Raw genomic sequence first — 15,661 nt, forward strand, 5'->3', positions numbered from 1 at the left:
GCAGAGATCGCTCACAGGGGAGAGAATGCAGCACATTTCCCCGGAGACACCCATGACCATCCCCTCCACTGCCCTGCAACTGCGCTCGCTCGTGCAGCCCGACGGCACGCTGCAGATCAGCCTCGAACCGACGCCCGTGCCCACACCGGGGCCCGATGAGGTGCTGGTGCAGATCCAGGCCACGCCGATCAACCCATCGGACATCGGCCTGCTGTTCGGGCCGGCCGATCTGTCTACCGTGCAGGTGGCTGGCAGCGCCGGGCGGCCCGTGGTGACCGCCCGCATCCCCGAGCGCGCCATGCCCGGCATGGCCGCGCGCCTGGGGCAGAGCATGCCCGTGGGCAACGAAGGCACGGGCCTGGTGGTCGCAGCCGGCTCGTCTCCAGCAGCCCAGGCGCTGCTCGGGCGCACGGTGGCGCTGATCGGCGGGGCCATGTACGCGCAGTACCGGGCCATGCCTGCCGCGCAGTGCCTGCCGCTGCCGGCCGGCACCACGGCGGCCGAGGGGGCGTCGTGCTTCGTCAACCCCCTGACCGCGCTGGGCATGGTGGAGACCATGAAGCGCGAGGGCCACACCGCCCTGGTGCACACGGCCGCGGCCAGCAACCTGGGCCAGATGCTCAACAAGGTCTGCCAGAAGGACGGAATCGGCCTGGTCAACATCGTGCGCAAGCCCGAGCAGGCGGTGCTGCTGCGCGAGATCGGCGCCCAGTACGTCTGCGACAGCAGTTCGCCGGGCTTCATGGCCGAGCTGACCGATGCGCTGGCCGCCACGGGCGCCACCATCGCCTTCGACGCCACAGGCGGCGGCACGCTGGCCGGGCAGATTTTGCAGTGCATGGAAGCCGCCATCAACCGCAAGGCCACGGAGTACAGCCGCTACGGCTCTGCCGTGCACAAGCAGGTCTACCTGTACGGCCACCTGGACACGCGCCCCACCGAGATCCAGCGCAGCTTCGGCATGGCCTGGGGCGTGGGCGGCTGGCTGCTGTTCCCGTTTCTGCAGAAGATCGGCAACGACGCCGCCCAGGCCCTGCGCCAGCGCGTGGCGGCCGAGCTCAAGACCACCTTTGCCAGCCACTATGCACGCACGGTGTCGCTGGCCGGGGCACTGGGCGCCGAGACCATTGCCTTCTATGGGCCGCGCAATACCGGGGCCAAGGTGCTGATCGATCCGTCGACGGAGTGATCTGCTACCGGGTGGTGGATCAGGCTGCGGCGGCCCTCACCAACTCCACCAGCCGTTCATGCGGCCCCAGCAGCGCATCGCCGCCCATCAGCCGCAGCGCCCCGCCCTGCCCCGTGACCACCAACTGCGGCACGCCACGCGCACCCACCGCGCGCAGCAGCGCCTGGGCGTGGGCCACGCGCTCGGCCGCGGCGCGGTGCAGCGCGGCGTCGGGCGCCCGGGCCAGTGCGGCCGCGTCGGCCAGGCCCAGGGCGGCAAGCACCTCGGCCAGCACCGCCGCATCGGCCGTGTCGCGGCCATCGACGTAGCGGGCGCGCTGCAAGGCATGCAGTGCTTCGAGTTCACGGCCCGGTGCGGTCTGGGCCACGGCGGTGAGCGCCAAGGTGGCAGGGCCGGAGTCGAAGCGGCCAGCCACGGCACCCAGGATGTTGTCGCGGTAGGCCTGGGTGAAGGGCTGGCCCGTGAGCTTTTCAATGCGCTGGTCGTTGGACCAGGCATAGGCGGCGAACTGCGCATCCATGGGCCGAGCGCCCTGCCCGGCAAACAGGCCTGATGGGGCCAATGAAACATCCAGTCCATCCACACCCTGCAGGTGCTTCAGTGCGGGCGCGGCGGCGTAGCACCAGCCGCACAGGGGGTCGAACAGATAGGTCACCGAGATGAGGGGCATGGGTCAGGGTCTTTCAGATTCGGAATCAAGCGGCGGCAAGGATTGGGCGAGCGCGGCTTCGAACAGCGCCAGCTCTTCCGACAGCGTGCCACGGCTGCGAAAGCGGCGGTTGGCCCGGTCGTACCAGTTCTCGGCGTCCTCCAGGTCGCCCTCCTGCACATGCAGGATGCCGTGCAGCCAGGCTGCCAGCTGGGAGCCGTCGTGTTGGACCAGGTCGTGCGCGGCATCCCAGCGCCCGGCGCGCAGGTGCTGCAGCACTTGCTGCATGGGATGTGTTGGCACGATCTGGGTCCTTTCGATGGTCGGATGGTTGGTTGGCAAGGCGCCAGGTCACACAGAAGCCTGCCCGCCCCGCCCTCCAATTACCACTTCATGTCGCCTTTGTTGACCTTGGCACCGATGTCCAGAGACAGGCCCATAGGGGCGGCCGGGTAGGCCTTCTTCATCGCTTCGATCAGCTCGGCGCTGGTCTTGGTGGTGGCAGCATTCTTCTCGAAGGCCTGCAGGTAGCCCTTGGTGTACGTCACATTGGCAGGGGTCAGCGCGGTGCCGGCCCCCATGTGGCCGGGCACCACCACGGTGGGCTGCAGCGCGACCATCTCGTCGAGCTGGGCCACCCAGGCGCTGCGCTCGGCCACGGTCTGGGTGTCGGCGGTCCACACGTGGATGTTGGTGCCGAACACGCCGATGTTGCCGACCACGGCCTTGGCCGAGGGGATCCAGGCATACGGGCGGTGCGCCAGCAGGCCCGTGGTGCCGCGGATCTCCACCACCTGGCCGTCCAGCGTGAGGGTGTTGCCGGCGATGGCCTTGGGCAGCACGGGCGTGCGCGGTGCGTTGGCGCCCATCTTGGGGCCCCAGAAGGCCAGCTTGCCCTGGAGCTTGGCGTTGATCTTCTCCAGCACGGCGGGCGTGGTCACCACCTCGGCCTGGGGGAAGATCTCCTTGAGCGTTTCCACGCCGAAGTAGTAGTCGGGGTCGGCCTGGCTCACGTAGATGGTCTTCAAGGCCTTGCCGCTGTCGAGCACGTTGGCGGCGATGCGCAGCGCGTCGGCGCGGGTGAAGCCGGCGTCGATGACCATGGCTTCCTTCTCGCCATAGACCAGGGTGGAGTTGACGTTGAAGCTGTTGCCATCGGCGTTGTAGACCTTGAGCTGCAGAGGCTCGGCGGCGTGGGCGCCGGCAAAGGCGACGGACAGGGTGGCAGCGAGGACAGCGGTGCGGAACATGCGGATTCTCCAGGTGGTTTCAGTTGGAATGGCTGCAGTTTATTTGCGCCAATCGATCCAATAAACCCCATAAAATGCGCATATTTGTTGCACAAATAGATCAAATATGGACCGCCTGACCGCCATGCGCGTGTTTGTGGAAGTGGCCACCAGCGGCAGCTTCAGCGCCACGGCCGACCGGCTGGAAATGTCGCGCGCCATGGTCACGCGCTATGTGGGCGAGATGGAGCAATGGCTGCAGGCCCGCCTGCTGCAGCGCACCACCCGCAGCGTGACGCTGACCGATGCCGGCGAGCAGGCATTGCGCCGCTGCCAGCAGATGCTGGCGCTGGCAGAAGACATCGAGGAAGAGACCAGCGCCACGGCCGAGGGCGCCGAGGGTGGCCTTCGCGGCCAGTTGCGGCTGACCTGCAGCGTCTCGTTCGCCTACGCCCAACTGGGCGCGGCGATCACCGACTTCCTGGCGCTGCACCCCCTGCTCAAGATCGACCTCGATGCCAGCGAAGGCGCGCTCAACCTGGTGGAGCGGCGCATCGACCTGGCCATCCGCATCAGCAGCGGGCCCGACCCGATGCTGATCGCCCGGCCGCTGGCGCGCTGCGACTCGGTGCTGGTGGCCTCGCCCGCCTACCTGGCGCGCCATGGCGTGCCAGTGCAGCCGGCGGACCTGGAACGCCACCGCTGCCTGAGCTATGCCAATTTCGGCAAGAGCGTGTGGGAGCTCTCGCGGGACGGCCGCACCGAGCGTGTGGCCGTGTCCAGCCACTTCAGCGCCAACGAGGCCACCACCCTGCTGCGCGCCGCGCTGGCCGGCGGCGGCGTTGCGCTGCAGCCCACCTACCTGGCCAACCCGCACATTGCCAGTGGTGAGTTGCAGGCGCTGCTGCCCGGCTGGGAACTGCCGGTGATGGCGATCAACGCGCTGTACACCTCGCGCCGGCACCAGTCGCCAGCGGTGCGGGCCTTGCTCGATTTTCTCGTTGATCGGTTCGAGGGAGCCCCCTGGTCATTGGCAGACACCCCCTGAGTCGCTTCGCGCCTTCCCCCTCTCTCGACTCGCTGCGCGAGTCGGGATGGGGACGCTCCCAGCGCAGCGGGGCGGCCCTTGCGCGGGAGCACTGGCCTCAGCGGCGCCAGTTTCAACGCATGTTCAAGGCAAGATGATCGTGGCCTTGGCCCGGTCGATCTGGGCCTGCGCATCGCGCGGCAGCAGCAGGCGCTGGGCCACCAGGGCGTTGGCGGCCTCGGTCACCGCGGCCACATAGCCGGCCTGGTTGCCGTACAGCTCTTCCAGCGATACACGTCCATCACCCGCGGCCAGACGCGCGGCCCGTGTGGTGTGGAAGGGGATGTAGCCGCCCGTGAGGTTGGCCAGGTCGGTGATGCCGGGCGTGGCCACGTAGTTGAACTCGAAGCTGGTGCCCAGCGGTACACGGGCCTCCACACTCTGGATGCCGGCGCGGGTCAGGCCGGTGCGCGCATCCACCTGGGGCACCAGGATGGCGTAGTCGCGGTTCAGGTTGCGCGGGGGCAGGATGGTGGCGATGCCGGCCTCGTCCTGCGGCAGGTACTGCGGGCCAAAGTCGAACAGCGGGAAATTGTTGTGCCAGCCCAGGTAGTTGAAGTCGGGGATGGCGGTCTGCACACCGTTCACCGCCCAGGTCAGCCCCTTCATGGCCGGGAAGGCCACCTGCGCGGGGCGCACCAGCGTGCCGTCGGCCACCTTGGGCACCTGGCTGGCGGGCGGCGTGGTGCCGCGCACCACCCAGTCCTCCAGCCCCAGGAACAGCGCGCGGAAGGTGTCGTTGAAGTGCACCACCGTGCCCGTGGGGTATGGCGCGCGGCTGGGTGCATAGCCGATGCTGGCCGTGCCGCCGGCACCGCCGTGCTGGGTGCTGGCGTAGTAGTAGATGCGCGCGTTGTCGGGCTGGGTCAGGTCCCTCAGGCCATTGGCGTCGGTCAGCACGGGCGAGCCCTGCAGCTGCCAGAACTCGGTGCCCGACAGGCCCAGGAAGAACCGGGGGCAGGTATTGGTGGCGGCGCAGCGCTTCATCACCCCGCCCTGGCGGCCGCTCACGTCGTCCATGTAGTCCTTGTCGAGCCCGCGCGGTGCCGTCTGGCCGAAGGCCGTGTGGTCGGTGCGCAGGCCCCCGCCGCCGCCGGGCACGGCAAAGCGGGTGTTGATGTGGGTCTGGCGCGCGGCCACGTGGGCGTACATGCCGTCGAACACCTTGCTGCCGTCGAGCGCCTGGTTGAAGCCCAGGTGCAGGAAGGTCTTCATGGCATTGCCCGACTGCGAAGTGCCCTGCCCCAGCGTGTGCGTGATGCGCCCGGCCACCGGGTTGGCGGTGCCGCTGGCGTCGGCCGCCTTGCTGCGGAAGAAGTGCACCGTGTCGCGCAGCGCGGCCAGGCCCACGCCCATGACCTTGGGGTCCTTGGCCACGTAGACCAGCTCGTACAGGTAGGCCGGGTCGAACCCGCCCTTGAGGCAGACGCTGGCACCATTGGGCGTGCCGGGGAAGGCATTGGCGCCCGTGGCGTCGCAGGTGGCGAACTTCCAGTCCGCAGTGGACACGGGGATGCGCGCGTCGGTCTCGTTGGCGCGGCGCGTGAGCGAATAGCCGGGCTGGGTGTTGTCCAGGCTGGCGGGCTCGTAAGGAATCATGCTGCCGTTGAACACGCCGCCCGGCAGGGTCATCGCGGGGCTGGCGGCCGTGGGCACCAGTTCGGCGCGGTACGGGCCGGTGATGCTGGTGCCGTCCTTGTTCTTCGCCACGGGCACCGTGGCCGTGAGGCGGGCAGCCGTGCTCTTGGGCACGTCGCCCTGCCAGGCAGAGTACAGCACCACGTAGCCGCGCTCCAGGTACACGGCATCGCTGGGCGTGGCCGTGGGGTTGAGCATGGTGAGGATGTTGCCGCGGTTGGGCGCGTCGTAGCGCAGCACCCCGCTGGCCTTGGCCATGTCCTTGGGCTTGAGCATCACGAACTCGGTCCTGTACTCGGCCATGCCACGCGCATTGACCGGCGCCAGCGCCAGGTCCTGGATGATGGCGTTCTTGGGATCGGCCGGGTCCACCTCGCCCGACAGCGTGCCCGTGAGGCGCTCGTAAGCGCCCACCGTGCCGTAGCTGCCCGGGAAGTCCTCGCGCGCAGTGATCTCGAGCTTCATGGCCGGGGCCTTGCCGGTCAGGCCGTCGTCGCTGCTGCTGCCGCCGCAGGCCGTGAGGGCCGCCGCAGCGGCTGCCGTGAGGGCCAGGGCACCGGCAGTTCTGTACAGATGGTGTTTTCTCATGTCGCTTGTCTCCTTGGGTAATGGCTCTGGTGGCCAGGTTCGCGTGCTCTGTGGAAAAATCGGGCGTGGGCCAGCCTGCACGGGGGCAAGTGCTCAGGCAGGCATGGCTGCGCCCACACCGGCTGCCCAGGGGCGCAGCCGGCGGTTTGCGGGTTCAGGGCCCGGGTACGCGGGTCGTGCGGCGGCGGCTTACTCGGCTTCGATGCCGGCGGCCTTGATGACCTTGCCCCACTTCACGGTCTCGGCGGCCTGGAACCTGGCCAGCTCGTCGGGGGTGGTGGTCCAGGCTTCGGAGCCTGCGGTGTCGTAGAACGACTTGGCGGCGGCGCTCCTGGTGGCGGCGGCCACCAGTTCATTGAGGCGCGCGACCACGGCCGGCGGCGTGTTGGCAGGGGCGTAGGCGGCGAACCAGTAGCCCATGTCGTAGCCCTTGACGCCGGCCTCGTCGATGGTGGGCACCTCGGGCAGCTGCGAGCTGCGCTTTTGCGTCGAATAGCCCAGGGCGCGCAGCTTGCCGGCCTTGACCTGGGGCACGCCGGTGGAGGTGTCGGTGATCATCAGGTCGATCTGCCCACCCAGCAGGTCGGTGATGGCCAGGGGGTTGCTCTTGTAGGGCACGTGCAGGATGTCCACGCCCGCCAGCTGCTTGAGCATTTCACCGGCCATGCGGCTCGACGAGCTGCCGCTGCCGAAGCTCAGCTTGCCCGGCGTCTTCTTGGCCGCGGCCACCACGTCGGCCACGCTCTTGTAGGGCGATGCGGCATTCACCACCATCACCTGCCCGCCCTTGCCCAGGCCGCTGATGGGCGCGAAGTCCTTCACCGGGTCGTACGAGAGCTTCTTGTACAGGTGCTCGTTGGCCGCGTGCGTGGTGTTGGTGGTGATGAGGATGGTATAGCCGTCGGCCGGCGCCTTGGCCACCGCCTGCGCCGCGATCATGCCGCTGGCACCGGCCTTGTTGTCGATGACCACGGGCTGCTTGGTGTCGGTGGTGATGGACTGGCCGATGGCACGCGCCAGCTGGTCGGTGGCGCTGCCGGCCGCAAACGGCACCACGAAGGTGATGGCCTTGGCCGGGTAGGCCTGGGCCATGGCCGTGCCGGCAAAGCCCAGCGATGCTGCAGCCAGGGTCACGGCGGTGGACAAGGCCCGTCGGCGGGAAGGAAGGTGGAATGCGGTCATGGCGTATGTCTCCTGATGTTGTTGATGGTGGATGGAATCGAAAAATGGATCAGCCGGGCCCGGCCAGGTGCTCTGCCAGCGCCGCAGGCACCTGCACCGGCAGGTCCAGCAGCAGGTAGCTCAGCGCCTTGCCGTGGCTGTCGAGGTTGAGGGCGTCGTTGACCCCGCCGTCGAGCACGTCGTCGAGCACGAAGTTCATGGCCTGCAGCTGCGGCAGCACGTAGCGCACCACGTTGCCCGGCTGGCGGTGCGCAAAATGGCGCGCCACGGCGGCTTCGGTCACCTCGCTCATGAGCACGTCCCACAGCGCGGGGTGCCAGGCGATGACGCTGATGTTGGAGCGGTTGCCCTTGTCGCCCGTGCGGCTGTGCGCCAGGCGGTAGAGCGGAACGGTGATGGTGGTATCGGTCATGCGGCCGCCCTTTCCTCTTGTCCTGTGGAATCGAACATGCGGTAGCCCGTGGGCACGGCTTCGCGCGGCACCAGGCAAGACACAGTGCCCAGCCGTGGCCGCATCGCCGTGCGCACCCCGCCCCCGCCTGCGGGGCCGCAGGTGTACAGGGCTGTCACCTCGCGCAGCAGGCGCTGGGCGCTGGCATGGTCGCGGTGCTGCAGGGCCACGCGCAGGCGCACATCACGGCCATCCCCACTGCTGCCATCGAGCCAGCGGCCGGCATCGTCGCCCAGCACGCTGGTCACGCCGATCAGGTCGATGCGCAGCGGGCCCAGGCCGGCCAGGCGCTCGCGCAGCACCTCGCCGGCCAGGCGCGCGCGGGCCTCGGCCCGGGCGCCAGCATACGAGATCTCGCCCTCGGCGAACCAGCCCGACTCGAAGCACACGTTGACCTTGAGCGTGGCCGGACGCGCATGGCCGCGCACACCTTCCAGGCGCACGGCGTCGGGCCCCACGGCGGTCACGCGGGCCTCGGTGATGTCGGCCACCACGTCGGGCGTCAGGTAGGCGGCAGGGTCGTGCAGTTCGTACAGCAACTGCTCCTTGACCGTGCGCTCGTCGATGCGCCCGCCCGTGCCCGGGGGCTTGGTGATGGTGCAGTGGCCGTCGGCGTCGATTTCGGCAATGGGGTAGCCCAGGCGGGCCATGCCGGGCACGTCCTTGTAGCCGGGGTCGGCGAAGTAACCGCCCGTGACCTGGGCGCCGCATTCGAGCAGGTGGCCGCACATGGTGGCGCGGGCCAGGCGGTCCCAGTCGTCGTGCGCCCAGCCGTAGTGCGCCAGGGCCGGGCCCAGCACCAGCGAGGGGTCGGCCACGCGGCCGCAGACCACCACGTCCGCGCCCTCGCGCAATGCACCGGCAATGGCCTGGGCCCCGATGTAGGCGTTGGCACTGGCGATGGGTTCGGTGGGCATGGCATCGCCCAGGGAGCCCTGCAGCAGCGCGCGGTGGGCGGGGCCGCTCAGGTCGTCGCCCTGCACCACGGCCACGCGCGGGCGGCGCAGGCCCAGTTCGGCCGCCAGTTGCACGATGCGCCGGGCCGCGCCCTCGGGGTTGGCGGCGCCAAAGTTGCTCACGATGCGCACGCCGTGCGCCAGGCAGTCGCCCAGCACGGGGCGCAGCATGTCCACCAGCAGGGGTTCGTAGCCGGCGTCCGGGTCGGTGCGGCGGGCCAGTTGGGCCAGGGCCAGGGTGCGCTCGGCCAGGGTCTCGAAGATCAGCACGGCCGGCTTGCCGCTGGCGATCAGGGCCTGCACCACGGGCGCGGCGGCGTCCGTGCGGTCGCCCGAGAAGCCGGCGGCGCAGCCGACCAGCAGTGTTGCGTTGTTCGCCATAAGGTGTCTTTGTCTCCTGGGCCGAATGTAGGCACCCGGTGTTATTCTGTGAAATAGATTGTTGGTATCAATCCATCCGTTTTTCAGATCAATGAGCGTGCAGCACCATTTGTCCACCCGCCAGCTCGACGCCTTCCTGGCGCTGGCCGAGCAGCGCAACTTCACGCGCGCCGCGGCCCAGTGCCATCTGTCGCAGCCGGCGTTCAGCGCCCTCATCCGCGCGCTGGAGGACGATCTGGGCCTGCGCCTGTTCGACCGCAGCACGCGGCATGTGGACCTCACGGGCGAGGGGCAGAACTTCCTGGAGTCGGCCCGGCGCATCCGTGGCGAGATCACGGCCGCGCTGGCCGCCGTGCGCGATGCCGCGACCCTGCAGCGCGGGCGCGTGGCGGTGGCGCTGCTGCCGTCGCTGGCCGCGGGCTGGCTGCCGGGCGTGCTGGCGGCCTACCGCAGCAGCTACCCGGGCATCGAGATCGACATCGCCGACGTGCTCTCGGAGCCCTGCATCGAGCGTGTGGCCAGCGGCAAGGCCGACTTCGCGCTGGCCGCCATCCGCGCCGACACGCCCGAGCTGCAGGCAGAGCCCTTTTGCAGCGACGACTTCCACCTGGTGTGCCCGGCCGACCACCCGCTGGCCCGGCGCAAGAAGGCCATCGCCCCGGCGGACCTGGCCGCATACCCTTTCATCCACCTGGCGCGCACCAGCAGCGTGCGCCAGTACCTGGAGGCCGCCTTCCACCCGCAAGCCATGCACACGCTGATGGAGGTGGAGCAACTGGCGACCGTGATGGGCATGGTGCGCGCGGGCCTGGGCGTCAGCGTGGTGCCGGCGCTCACGCTGTTCCACTTCGACCAGCCCGGCCTGGTCACCCGGCCGCTGGCCCTGCCCGGCCTGTTGCGCCAGATCTACCTGGTGCGCCGGCGCGACCGCAGCCTGTCGGTGGCGGCGCAGGCGCTGTACACGCTGGTGATGGCGCGCAGACCGGGCCAGGGCTAGCGGTTATCGGCGGTCACCACCCAGTCGTGCAGGTTTTGGTGACGGCATCGGCGAATGCCTACAAAATCTCTGGACAGCTGTCTTTATCATCGTGCGAAAAATGCGGTGCCGCACCGCCATCCCCGGGCACGGCCCGATCACAGAACCTGGCACCCATGTCCTCCGGCATACCCACCAACCAAGCTTCCCTCCTGTCCGCCGGCGGCGAAATGGCCGGGCTGATCGCCGGCTTCGACTGGTCCCGCACCGAACTGGGCCCACTCGACCAGTGGCCTGCCCACCTCACGCTGGCGCTGGCCAACATGCTGCGCTGCCCCATGCCGATCGCCACGCTGTGGGGCGAGGTGGGCGTGCTGATCTACAACGACCCCTACGCCAAATTTGCCGGCGGGCGCCACCCGGGCCTGCTGGGCATGGAAATCCGCGAGGCGTGGCCCGAGGCGGCCGACCTGAACGACCGGGTGCTCAAGGTGTGCCTTGCCGGAGGCACCCTCAACTACGAGGACCAGGAGCTGAGCCTGAACCGCGACGGAGTGCACAAGCCGCTGTGGGTGGACCTGAATTATTCGCCCCTGGTGGACGAGGCGGGCACCCCGGTGGGGGCCATGGCCCTGGTGGTGGAGACCACCGACAAGGTGCTGGCCGACCGGCGCCTGCTGCTGGAGCGCGAGCGCTTTGCCACCCTGTTCGAGCAGTCGCCCAGCTTCATGGTGCTGCTGCAGGGGCCCACGCATCGCATCGAATTGTCCAACCCCAGGTACCACGAACTCGTGGGTGACCGCCCCCTGCTGGGCCGCAATGTGGCCGATGCGCTGCCCGAGGCCGCCGAGCAGGGCTACGTGGCCATGCTCGATGGTGTGTACTCCAGCGGGAAGGCGGCAACCGCGTTTGGCGCCCGTTTCGACATCCAACAGCACGCGGGCGAGCCGGTGAGCGAGCGCTACCTGGATTTCGTGTACCAGCCGATCCGCGACACCTCCGGCGCGGTGACCGGCATCTTCGTGGATGGCCTGGACGTGACCGAGCGGGTGGCTGCAGAGGCCAAGCGCGACGCCTTGACCGAGTTCACCAGCCAGTTGCGCGGGCTGGACAACGTGGACGACATCAGCCTGGCCGCAGCCCGCATCCTGGGACAGACACTCAAAGTGAGCCGCGCGGGCTATGGCCGCGTGGACCACGATACCGACATCCTGCAGGTGCAGTGCGACTGGACGGCTCCGGGGGTGCTCACGCTGCAGGGAGAGCTTTGCCTGCGGGACTTCGGCACCTTCATCGACGCGCTCAAGAACGATGAGTTCGTCAGGGTGACCGATGCACGCAACGACCCCCGCACCGCGATGGCCGCCGGTGCACTGGAGTCGCGCAGCGCCCGTGCCTTCATGAACATCCCCGTGGTGGAGCACGAACGCCTGGTGGCCGTGCTCTTCGTGAACCAGGACGACGTGCGCCAGTGGACCCAGGAAGAGTGCGAGTTCATGCGCGAGATTGCCGGCCGCACCCGCACCGCCACCGAACGCGTGCGCTCCGAAAGAGCGCTGCGCGGCAACGAAGCCCAACTGCGGGAGATGAACGAGTCGCTGGAGCGCAAGGTGACCGAGCGCACGAACGAGCTGATGGAGGTGGAAGCGAAATTTCGCCAGTCGCAGAAGATGGAGGCCATCGGCCAGCTCACGGGCGGCATTGCGCACGACTTCAACAACCTGCTGGCCGGCATGAGCGCCAGCCTGCAGGTGCTGGAAAAGCGCCTGAATGCCAGGAACTTCGACAACACCGAGCGCTACATCGGCATGGCGCAAAGCTCGGTGCGGCGCGCGGCTTCGCTGACCCAGCGCCTGCTGGCTTTTTCGCGCCGCCAGACGCTGGACCCGCGCCCCACCGACGTGAACCGCCTGGTGGGCGGCATCGAGGAGATGGTGCGGCGCACCGTGGGGCCATCCGTCGAGGTGGAGGTGGTCGGTGCGGGCGGCCTGTGGCTCACGCAGGTGGACCCTTCGCAGCTCGAAAACGCCGTGCTCAACCTGTGCATCAACGCGCGCGACGCCATGGCCCCCAACGGCGGGCGCCTGACCATCGAGACCGCCAACAAATGGCTGGACGACCGCGCCGCGGCCGAACGCGAACTGCCGCCGGGGCAGTACATCTCGCTGTGCGTGACCGATACCGGCGTGGGCATGGCACCCGAGGTGATCGCGCGCGCGTTCGACCCCTTCTTCACCACCAAGCCCATGGGCCAGGGCACGGGGCTGGGTTTGTCGATGGTGTACGGCTTCGTGCGCCAGTCGGGCGGGCAGGTGCGCATCTACTCGGTACCCGGCGAAGGCACGACCATGTGCCTGTATTTGCCGCGCTACATGGGTGATGCCGACCAGGAGAATCCTCACGTCCAGCCCACCTTCGACCACCGGGCCGATGGCGAGGTGGTGCTGGTGATCGAAGACGAGGCCACCATCCGCGGCCTGATCGCCGAGGAACTCGAAGACCTGGGCTACAACGTGATCTCGGTGGGCGATGGCCCGGCCGGCCTGCATGTGCTGCAGTCCGACCGCCGCATCGACCTGCTATTGACCGACGTAGGCCTGCCCGGCGGCCTCAACGGCCGCCAGGTGGCCGACGCGGGGCGCGTGACGCGGCCGGACCTGAAGGTGCTGTTCATCACCGGGTATGCGGAGAACGCCGCCGTGGGCAATGGGCTGCTGGCGTTTGGGATGGAGGTGATTACCAAGCCGTTTGATGTGGCGGCGCTTGCCGCCAAGGTGCAGGAGATGATTGAGAGGTAAGGGGGTTACACTCCACCGATTTTTAGGCCTGCATTTTTGGCTATCTCACGGGGCAGCCTTTCTTCACCGAAGACGCTAAAAGGCGACGTTAGCGTTTTGATGCAATCATCATCTGCTCCTCTCCAAAATTACCTTCCATAATCCAGCGCCCCAAATAAAAAACACATACATACCAATACCAAAAATTAACGAGAAAATAAAAGAACCCAGAAATAGGTTTTGAGCGTCAACACAAAAGCATCGCGGCCCAAACCCCCATCCGGCTGCACCTACACCCACAGCGTAAATGCAACAAGTGAGAGACAAATTACTTTTCCATCGCCCCAATATCATGACCGACGCCAAGGGAATCAGCAACCATATTGCATCCTCCAGAAATGTAGCACTCATTTATTTAAGCACTCCATTCACATAGACCCTCTTAATACCGAACGATCCAGACGAATTGCCAAACAACCAATGATTTTCATACCCAGCCTGGTACCACAACCCACCCACAACAGGGAATACTCCCCATATGCTCACTAATTGATTTAACCATATTCCTATCACCAGACGCATTGTTACACCCTTCAAGACGAACCTCACCCTGTGAGTTCATCTTGCGAAGCAACGCATCCTTAATATTCCCAACAAGCACCCCATTTGATAACAAGCCGAGATTTTTTGTCAAGGCATCTCGACATCCGCGCCCCGCAGAAATGCACTGCGAGAACTCATCCCCATGCCCTGACAATTGAAAAGTTATTATTTTTCCATCTTCTACGGAATTTATTGAATTAATTAAATCCGTCGCCGAAGGATTTTCAACAATTATTTTTTGGCCACCGGATAGCGTTAGCGTAAGGCGCGAAAGACCAAATGGATCTGCATAGGAAAGTGCATCCCCCTCCACATACCCAAACCGATTAAACCCACCATCCAGCCCAATCGGATCGGCCTGCGTATACCGCCCCCGCTCCGCACTGTAGCTGCGGAAGTAGTTGTAGTGCCAAACCCTGGATCCGGCAGTTGACCGCGCCAGTGTCCTCTGGGTGGGCCGTGTGCGCAAGCAATGTCTAGGGCCGCAGGGCACCCCGGTTGGGCGATTGACAAGGCGCTATGCACCCGATGGCACCGCGCTCGCCGCGCCATGCGGCGTTGCTCGTCCTTGCGCACAAGGGTGCGCCGCGTCCTCACGCCTTGCCTGGCACACCGATCACGGCACCCTCGGGCGCATTCAACTGCCGGTTCCAGGGTCGCTCTCCTTGTTGTAGTACTGCCCCGGGTAGCGCAGGTTGAAGGTGACATCGGGAATCGTGGTGGTGCCCGTGGTGGGGTTGGTGGTTGCGTCGGTGAAGCATTTTATCCTAGGGTGGGCTGTTAATCCCCAAACGCGCTATAGACCCATTGCCAGGCCACCCGGTCATCTGGGGGCAAAACGCAAGACCTGACCCCTCCACAACTGATTATAAGCACCATTGATATATTGCATCCGGACGCGAGAATTTGAGTTGTCAAGCACATAGCACAATCATGAAATATTTACCTAGAAATATTTAATGCACACCATTTTGCATCCACTTTCGGAACAACAGCAACGCACCGAAACCTACCATCGCTATCGCGCCATACGGATATGACCATATCAGCCTCTGCATTAGATATTTTTAAATATCCCTTGCCATCCGAAGAAATGCTAGATACAGAGGAGATCGGAGGCTTATTCTTGACAGGAGGAAGTTCGTATGTGTGAGCAGAAGCGGCATCAACAGCAAAAGCGCCTTGCTTCAACGAATGCTCAACAATCCACGAGACCTCAAGAGAGCTGGAAAAAAGTGCCACCTTACATGATGCCGAGCAATTTTGGGGTGTAAAGATGGCACCCACCCCTCCCAAAAAAGCTACAAGCATCAAAAAAAACTTCCAATTAATAAAATATTTTACAGTCTTATTAATTTGAAAAATTTTGATCAATCGCATTTATCCCCCTGCCGCTTCTTGCGGACGCAATTCAACAATGCGCCGCCATTTCTATCCATCACCCCATCAGAATATAAGTTATAAAAATAACCATGACCCTCTCCAATTCCGGCATACCCAGCAAGATCGAGCAACCCTCGAGCCACAACACCGAAAATACTCTCTCGAACATGAACCCCCTCATGTATTAGAGTATTTGCAAATAATTCAAACCTGTTAGCATCGATAGAGCCATTTTTTGAAAAAATTGTACCATCGTTGTAAAAACTTGAATTTAGCGTGATTTTTCTGGAGAATACGTTTGTTTCTCCAAGAGCAGGAAGATTAGGATCGAAATTTATCCTAGGACGGAAATTGGGGCTATCAAGACCAAGTGCTGCCATACACTCATAGAATTCTTTCAGAAGACCTTGAGTCCTCTCAGTAGACGCCAATCCAAAAATATCGATAAAGCTGAGACTGTTTCCCCCCACATACCCAAACCGATTGAACCCACCATCCAACCCAATCGGATCGGCCTGCGTATACCGCCCCCGCTCCGCGCTGTAGCTCCTGAAGTAGTTGTAGTGCAGGTT

At 65.5% G+C, this 15,661-nt stretch carries 14 protein-coding genes; 4 read left to right on the forward strand and 10 right to left on the reverse strand.

Annotated elements, in window-relative coordinates:
• Positions 1-52: 52 nt before the first annotated feature.
• Positions 53-1,189 (forward strand): zinc-binding dehydrogenase, encoded by a 1,137-nt coding sequence (locus PMI14_RS02915; protein WP_007849309.1) that lies wholly within the window; start codon positions 53-55, stop codon positions 1,187-1,189.
• A gap of 19 nt (positions 1,190-1,208) precedes the next feature.
• Here the strand turns inward: PMI14_RS02915 and PMI14_RS02920 are convergent, their stop codons facing one another.
• The 3 genes from PMI14_RS02920 to PMI14_RS02930 all read right to left on the reverse strand — a co-directional run bounded on the left by PMI14_RS02920 (position 1,209) and on the right by PMI14_RS02930 (position 3,088).
• Positions 1,209-1,859, reverse strand: coding sequence for a DsbA family protein (locus PMI14_RS02920; protein WP_007849311.1), 651 nt, complete (start codon positions 1,857-1,859; stop codon positions 1,209-1,211).
• A 3-nt stretch (positions 1,860-1,862) separates the two neighbouring features.
• Positions 1,863-2,126: a hypothetical protein gene (locus PMI14_RS02925; protein WP_007849313.1), complete on the reverse strand. Its 264-nt coding sequence runs from the start codon at positions 2,124-2,126 to the stop codon at positions 1,863-1,865.
• A gap of 95 nt (positions 2,127-2,221) precedes the next feature.
• Positions 2,222-3,088 carry an MBL fold metallo-hydrolase gene (locus PMI14_RS02930; protein WP_007849315.1) on the reverse strand — a complete coding sequence of 289 codons (867 nt, stop codon included), beginning with the start codon at positions 3,086-3,088 and terminating at the stop codon, positions 2,222-2,224.
• Positions 3,089-3,194: 106 nt separating this feature from the next.
• Between PMI14_RS02930 and PMI14_RS02935 the strand changes: the two genes are divergently transcribed.
• A complete protein-coding gene (locus PMI14_RS02935) occupies positions 3,195-4,115 on the forward strand; it encodes a LysR family transcriptional regulator (RefSeq protein WP_007849318.1) in 921 nt (306 codons plus the stop codon).
• Between the two features lie 123 nt (positions 4,116-4,238).
• On the opposite strand, the gene PMI14_RS02940 is transcribed toward PMI14_RS02935, so the two are convergent.
• From PMI14_RS02940 to PMI14_RS02955, 4 genes are all read right to left on the reverse strand, one after another.
• A complete protein-coding gene (locus PMI14_RS02940; protein ID WP_007849319.1) occupies positions 4,239-6,380 on the reverse strand; it encodes an alpha/beta hydrolase domain-containing protein in 2,142 nt (713 codons plus the stop codon).
• Between the two features lie 189 nt (positions 6,381-6,569).
• A complete protein-coding gene (locus PMI14_RS02945) occupies positions 6,570-7,562 on the reverse strand; it encodes a tripartite tricarboxylate transporter substrate binding protein (RefSeq protein ID WP_007849322.1) in 993 nt (330 codons plus the stop codon).
• A 49-nt stretch (positions 7,563-7,611) separates the two neighbouring features.
• Positions 7,612-7,974, reverse strand: coding sequence for a hypothetical protein (locus PMI14_RS02950; protein ID WP_007849325.1), 363 nt, complete (start codon positions 7,972-7,974; stop codon positions 7,612-7,614).
• Positions 7,971-9,350: an acyclic terpene utilization AtuA family protein gene (locus tag PMI14_RS02955; protein ID WP_007849332.1), complete on the reverse strand. Its 1,380-nt coding sequence runs from the start codon at positions 9,348-9,350 to the stop codon at positions 7,971-7,973. The genes PMI14_RS02950 and PMI14_RS02955 overlap by 4 nt, the downstream gene beginning before the upstream one ends.
• 91 nt (positions 9,351-9,441) lie before the next feature.
• On the opposite strand from PMI14_RS02955, the gene PMI14_RS02960 reads away from it, so the two are divergent.
• Both PMI14_RS02960 and PMI14_RS02965 read left to right on the forward strand, forming a co-directional pair.
• Complete coding sequence (locus PMI14_RS02960; protein WP_007849333.1) at positions 9,442-10,347, forward strand: LysR family transcriptional regulator; 906 nt, start codon at positions 9,442-9,444, stop codon at positions 10,345-10,347.
• A 155-nt stretch (positions 10,348-10,502) separates the two neighbouring features.
• On the forward strand, positions 10,503-13,124 hold the full coding sequence (locus PMI14_RS02965; RefSeq protein ID WP_007849338.1) for an ATP-binding protein: 2,622 nt from the start codon (positions 10,503-10,505) through the stop codon (positions 13,122-13,124).
• A gap of 466 nt (positions 13,125-13,590) precedes the next feature.
• On the opposite strand, the gene PMI14_RS33990 is transcribed toward PMI14_RS02965, so the two are convergent.
• From PMI14_RS33990 to PMI14_RS33995, 3 genes are all read right to left on the reverse strand, one after another.
• Entirely contained in the window at positions 13,591-14,199 is a 609-nt protein-coding gene (locus PMI14_RS33990; RefSeq protein WP_081497250.1) for an RHS repeat-associated core domain-containing protein, read from the reverse strand.
• A gap of 449 nt (positions 14,200-14,648) precedes the next feature.
• Entirely contained in the window at positions 14,649-15,086 is a 438-nt protein-coding gene (locus tag PMI14_RS34675) for a hypothetical protein (protein WP_146187970.1), read from the reverse strand.
• A partial coding sequence (locus PMI14_RS33995) for an RHS repeat-associated core domain-containing protein (RefSeq protein WP_162137113.1) occupies positions 15,077-15,661 on the reverse strand: 585 nt, incomplete at its 5' end. The genes PMI14_RS33995 and PMI14_RS34675, both read right to left, overlap by 10 nt.

The organism is Acidovorax sp. CF316, assembly GCF_000276605.1.
Taxonomy (GTDB): Bacteria; Pseudomonadota; Gammaproteobacteria; order Burkholderiales; family Burkholderiaceae_C; genus Acidovorax.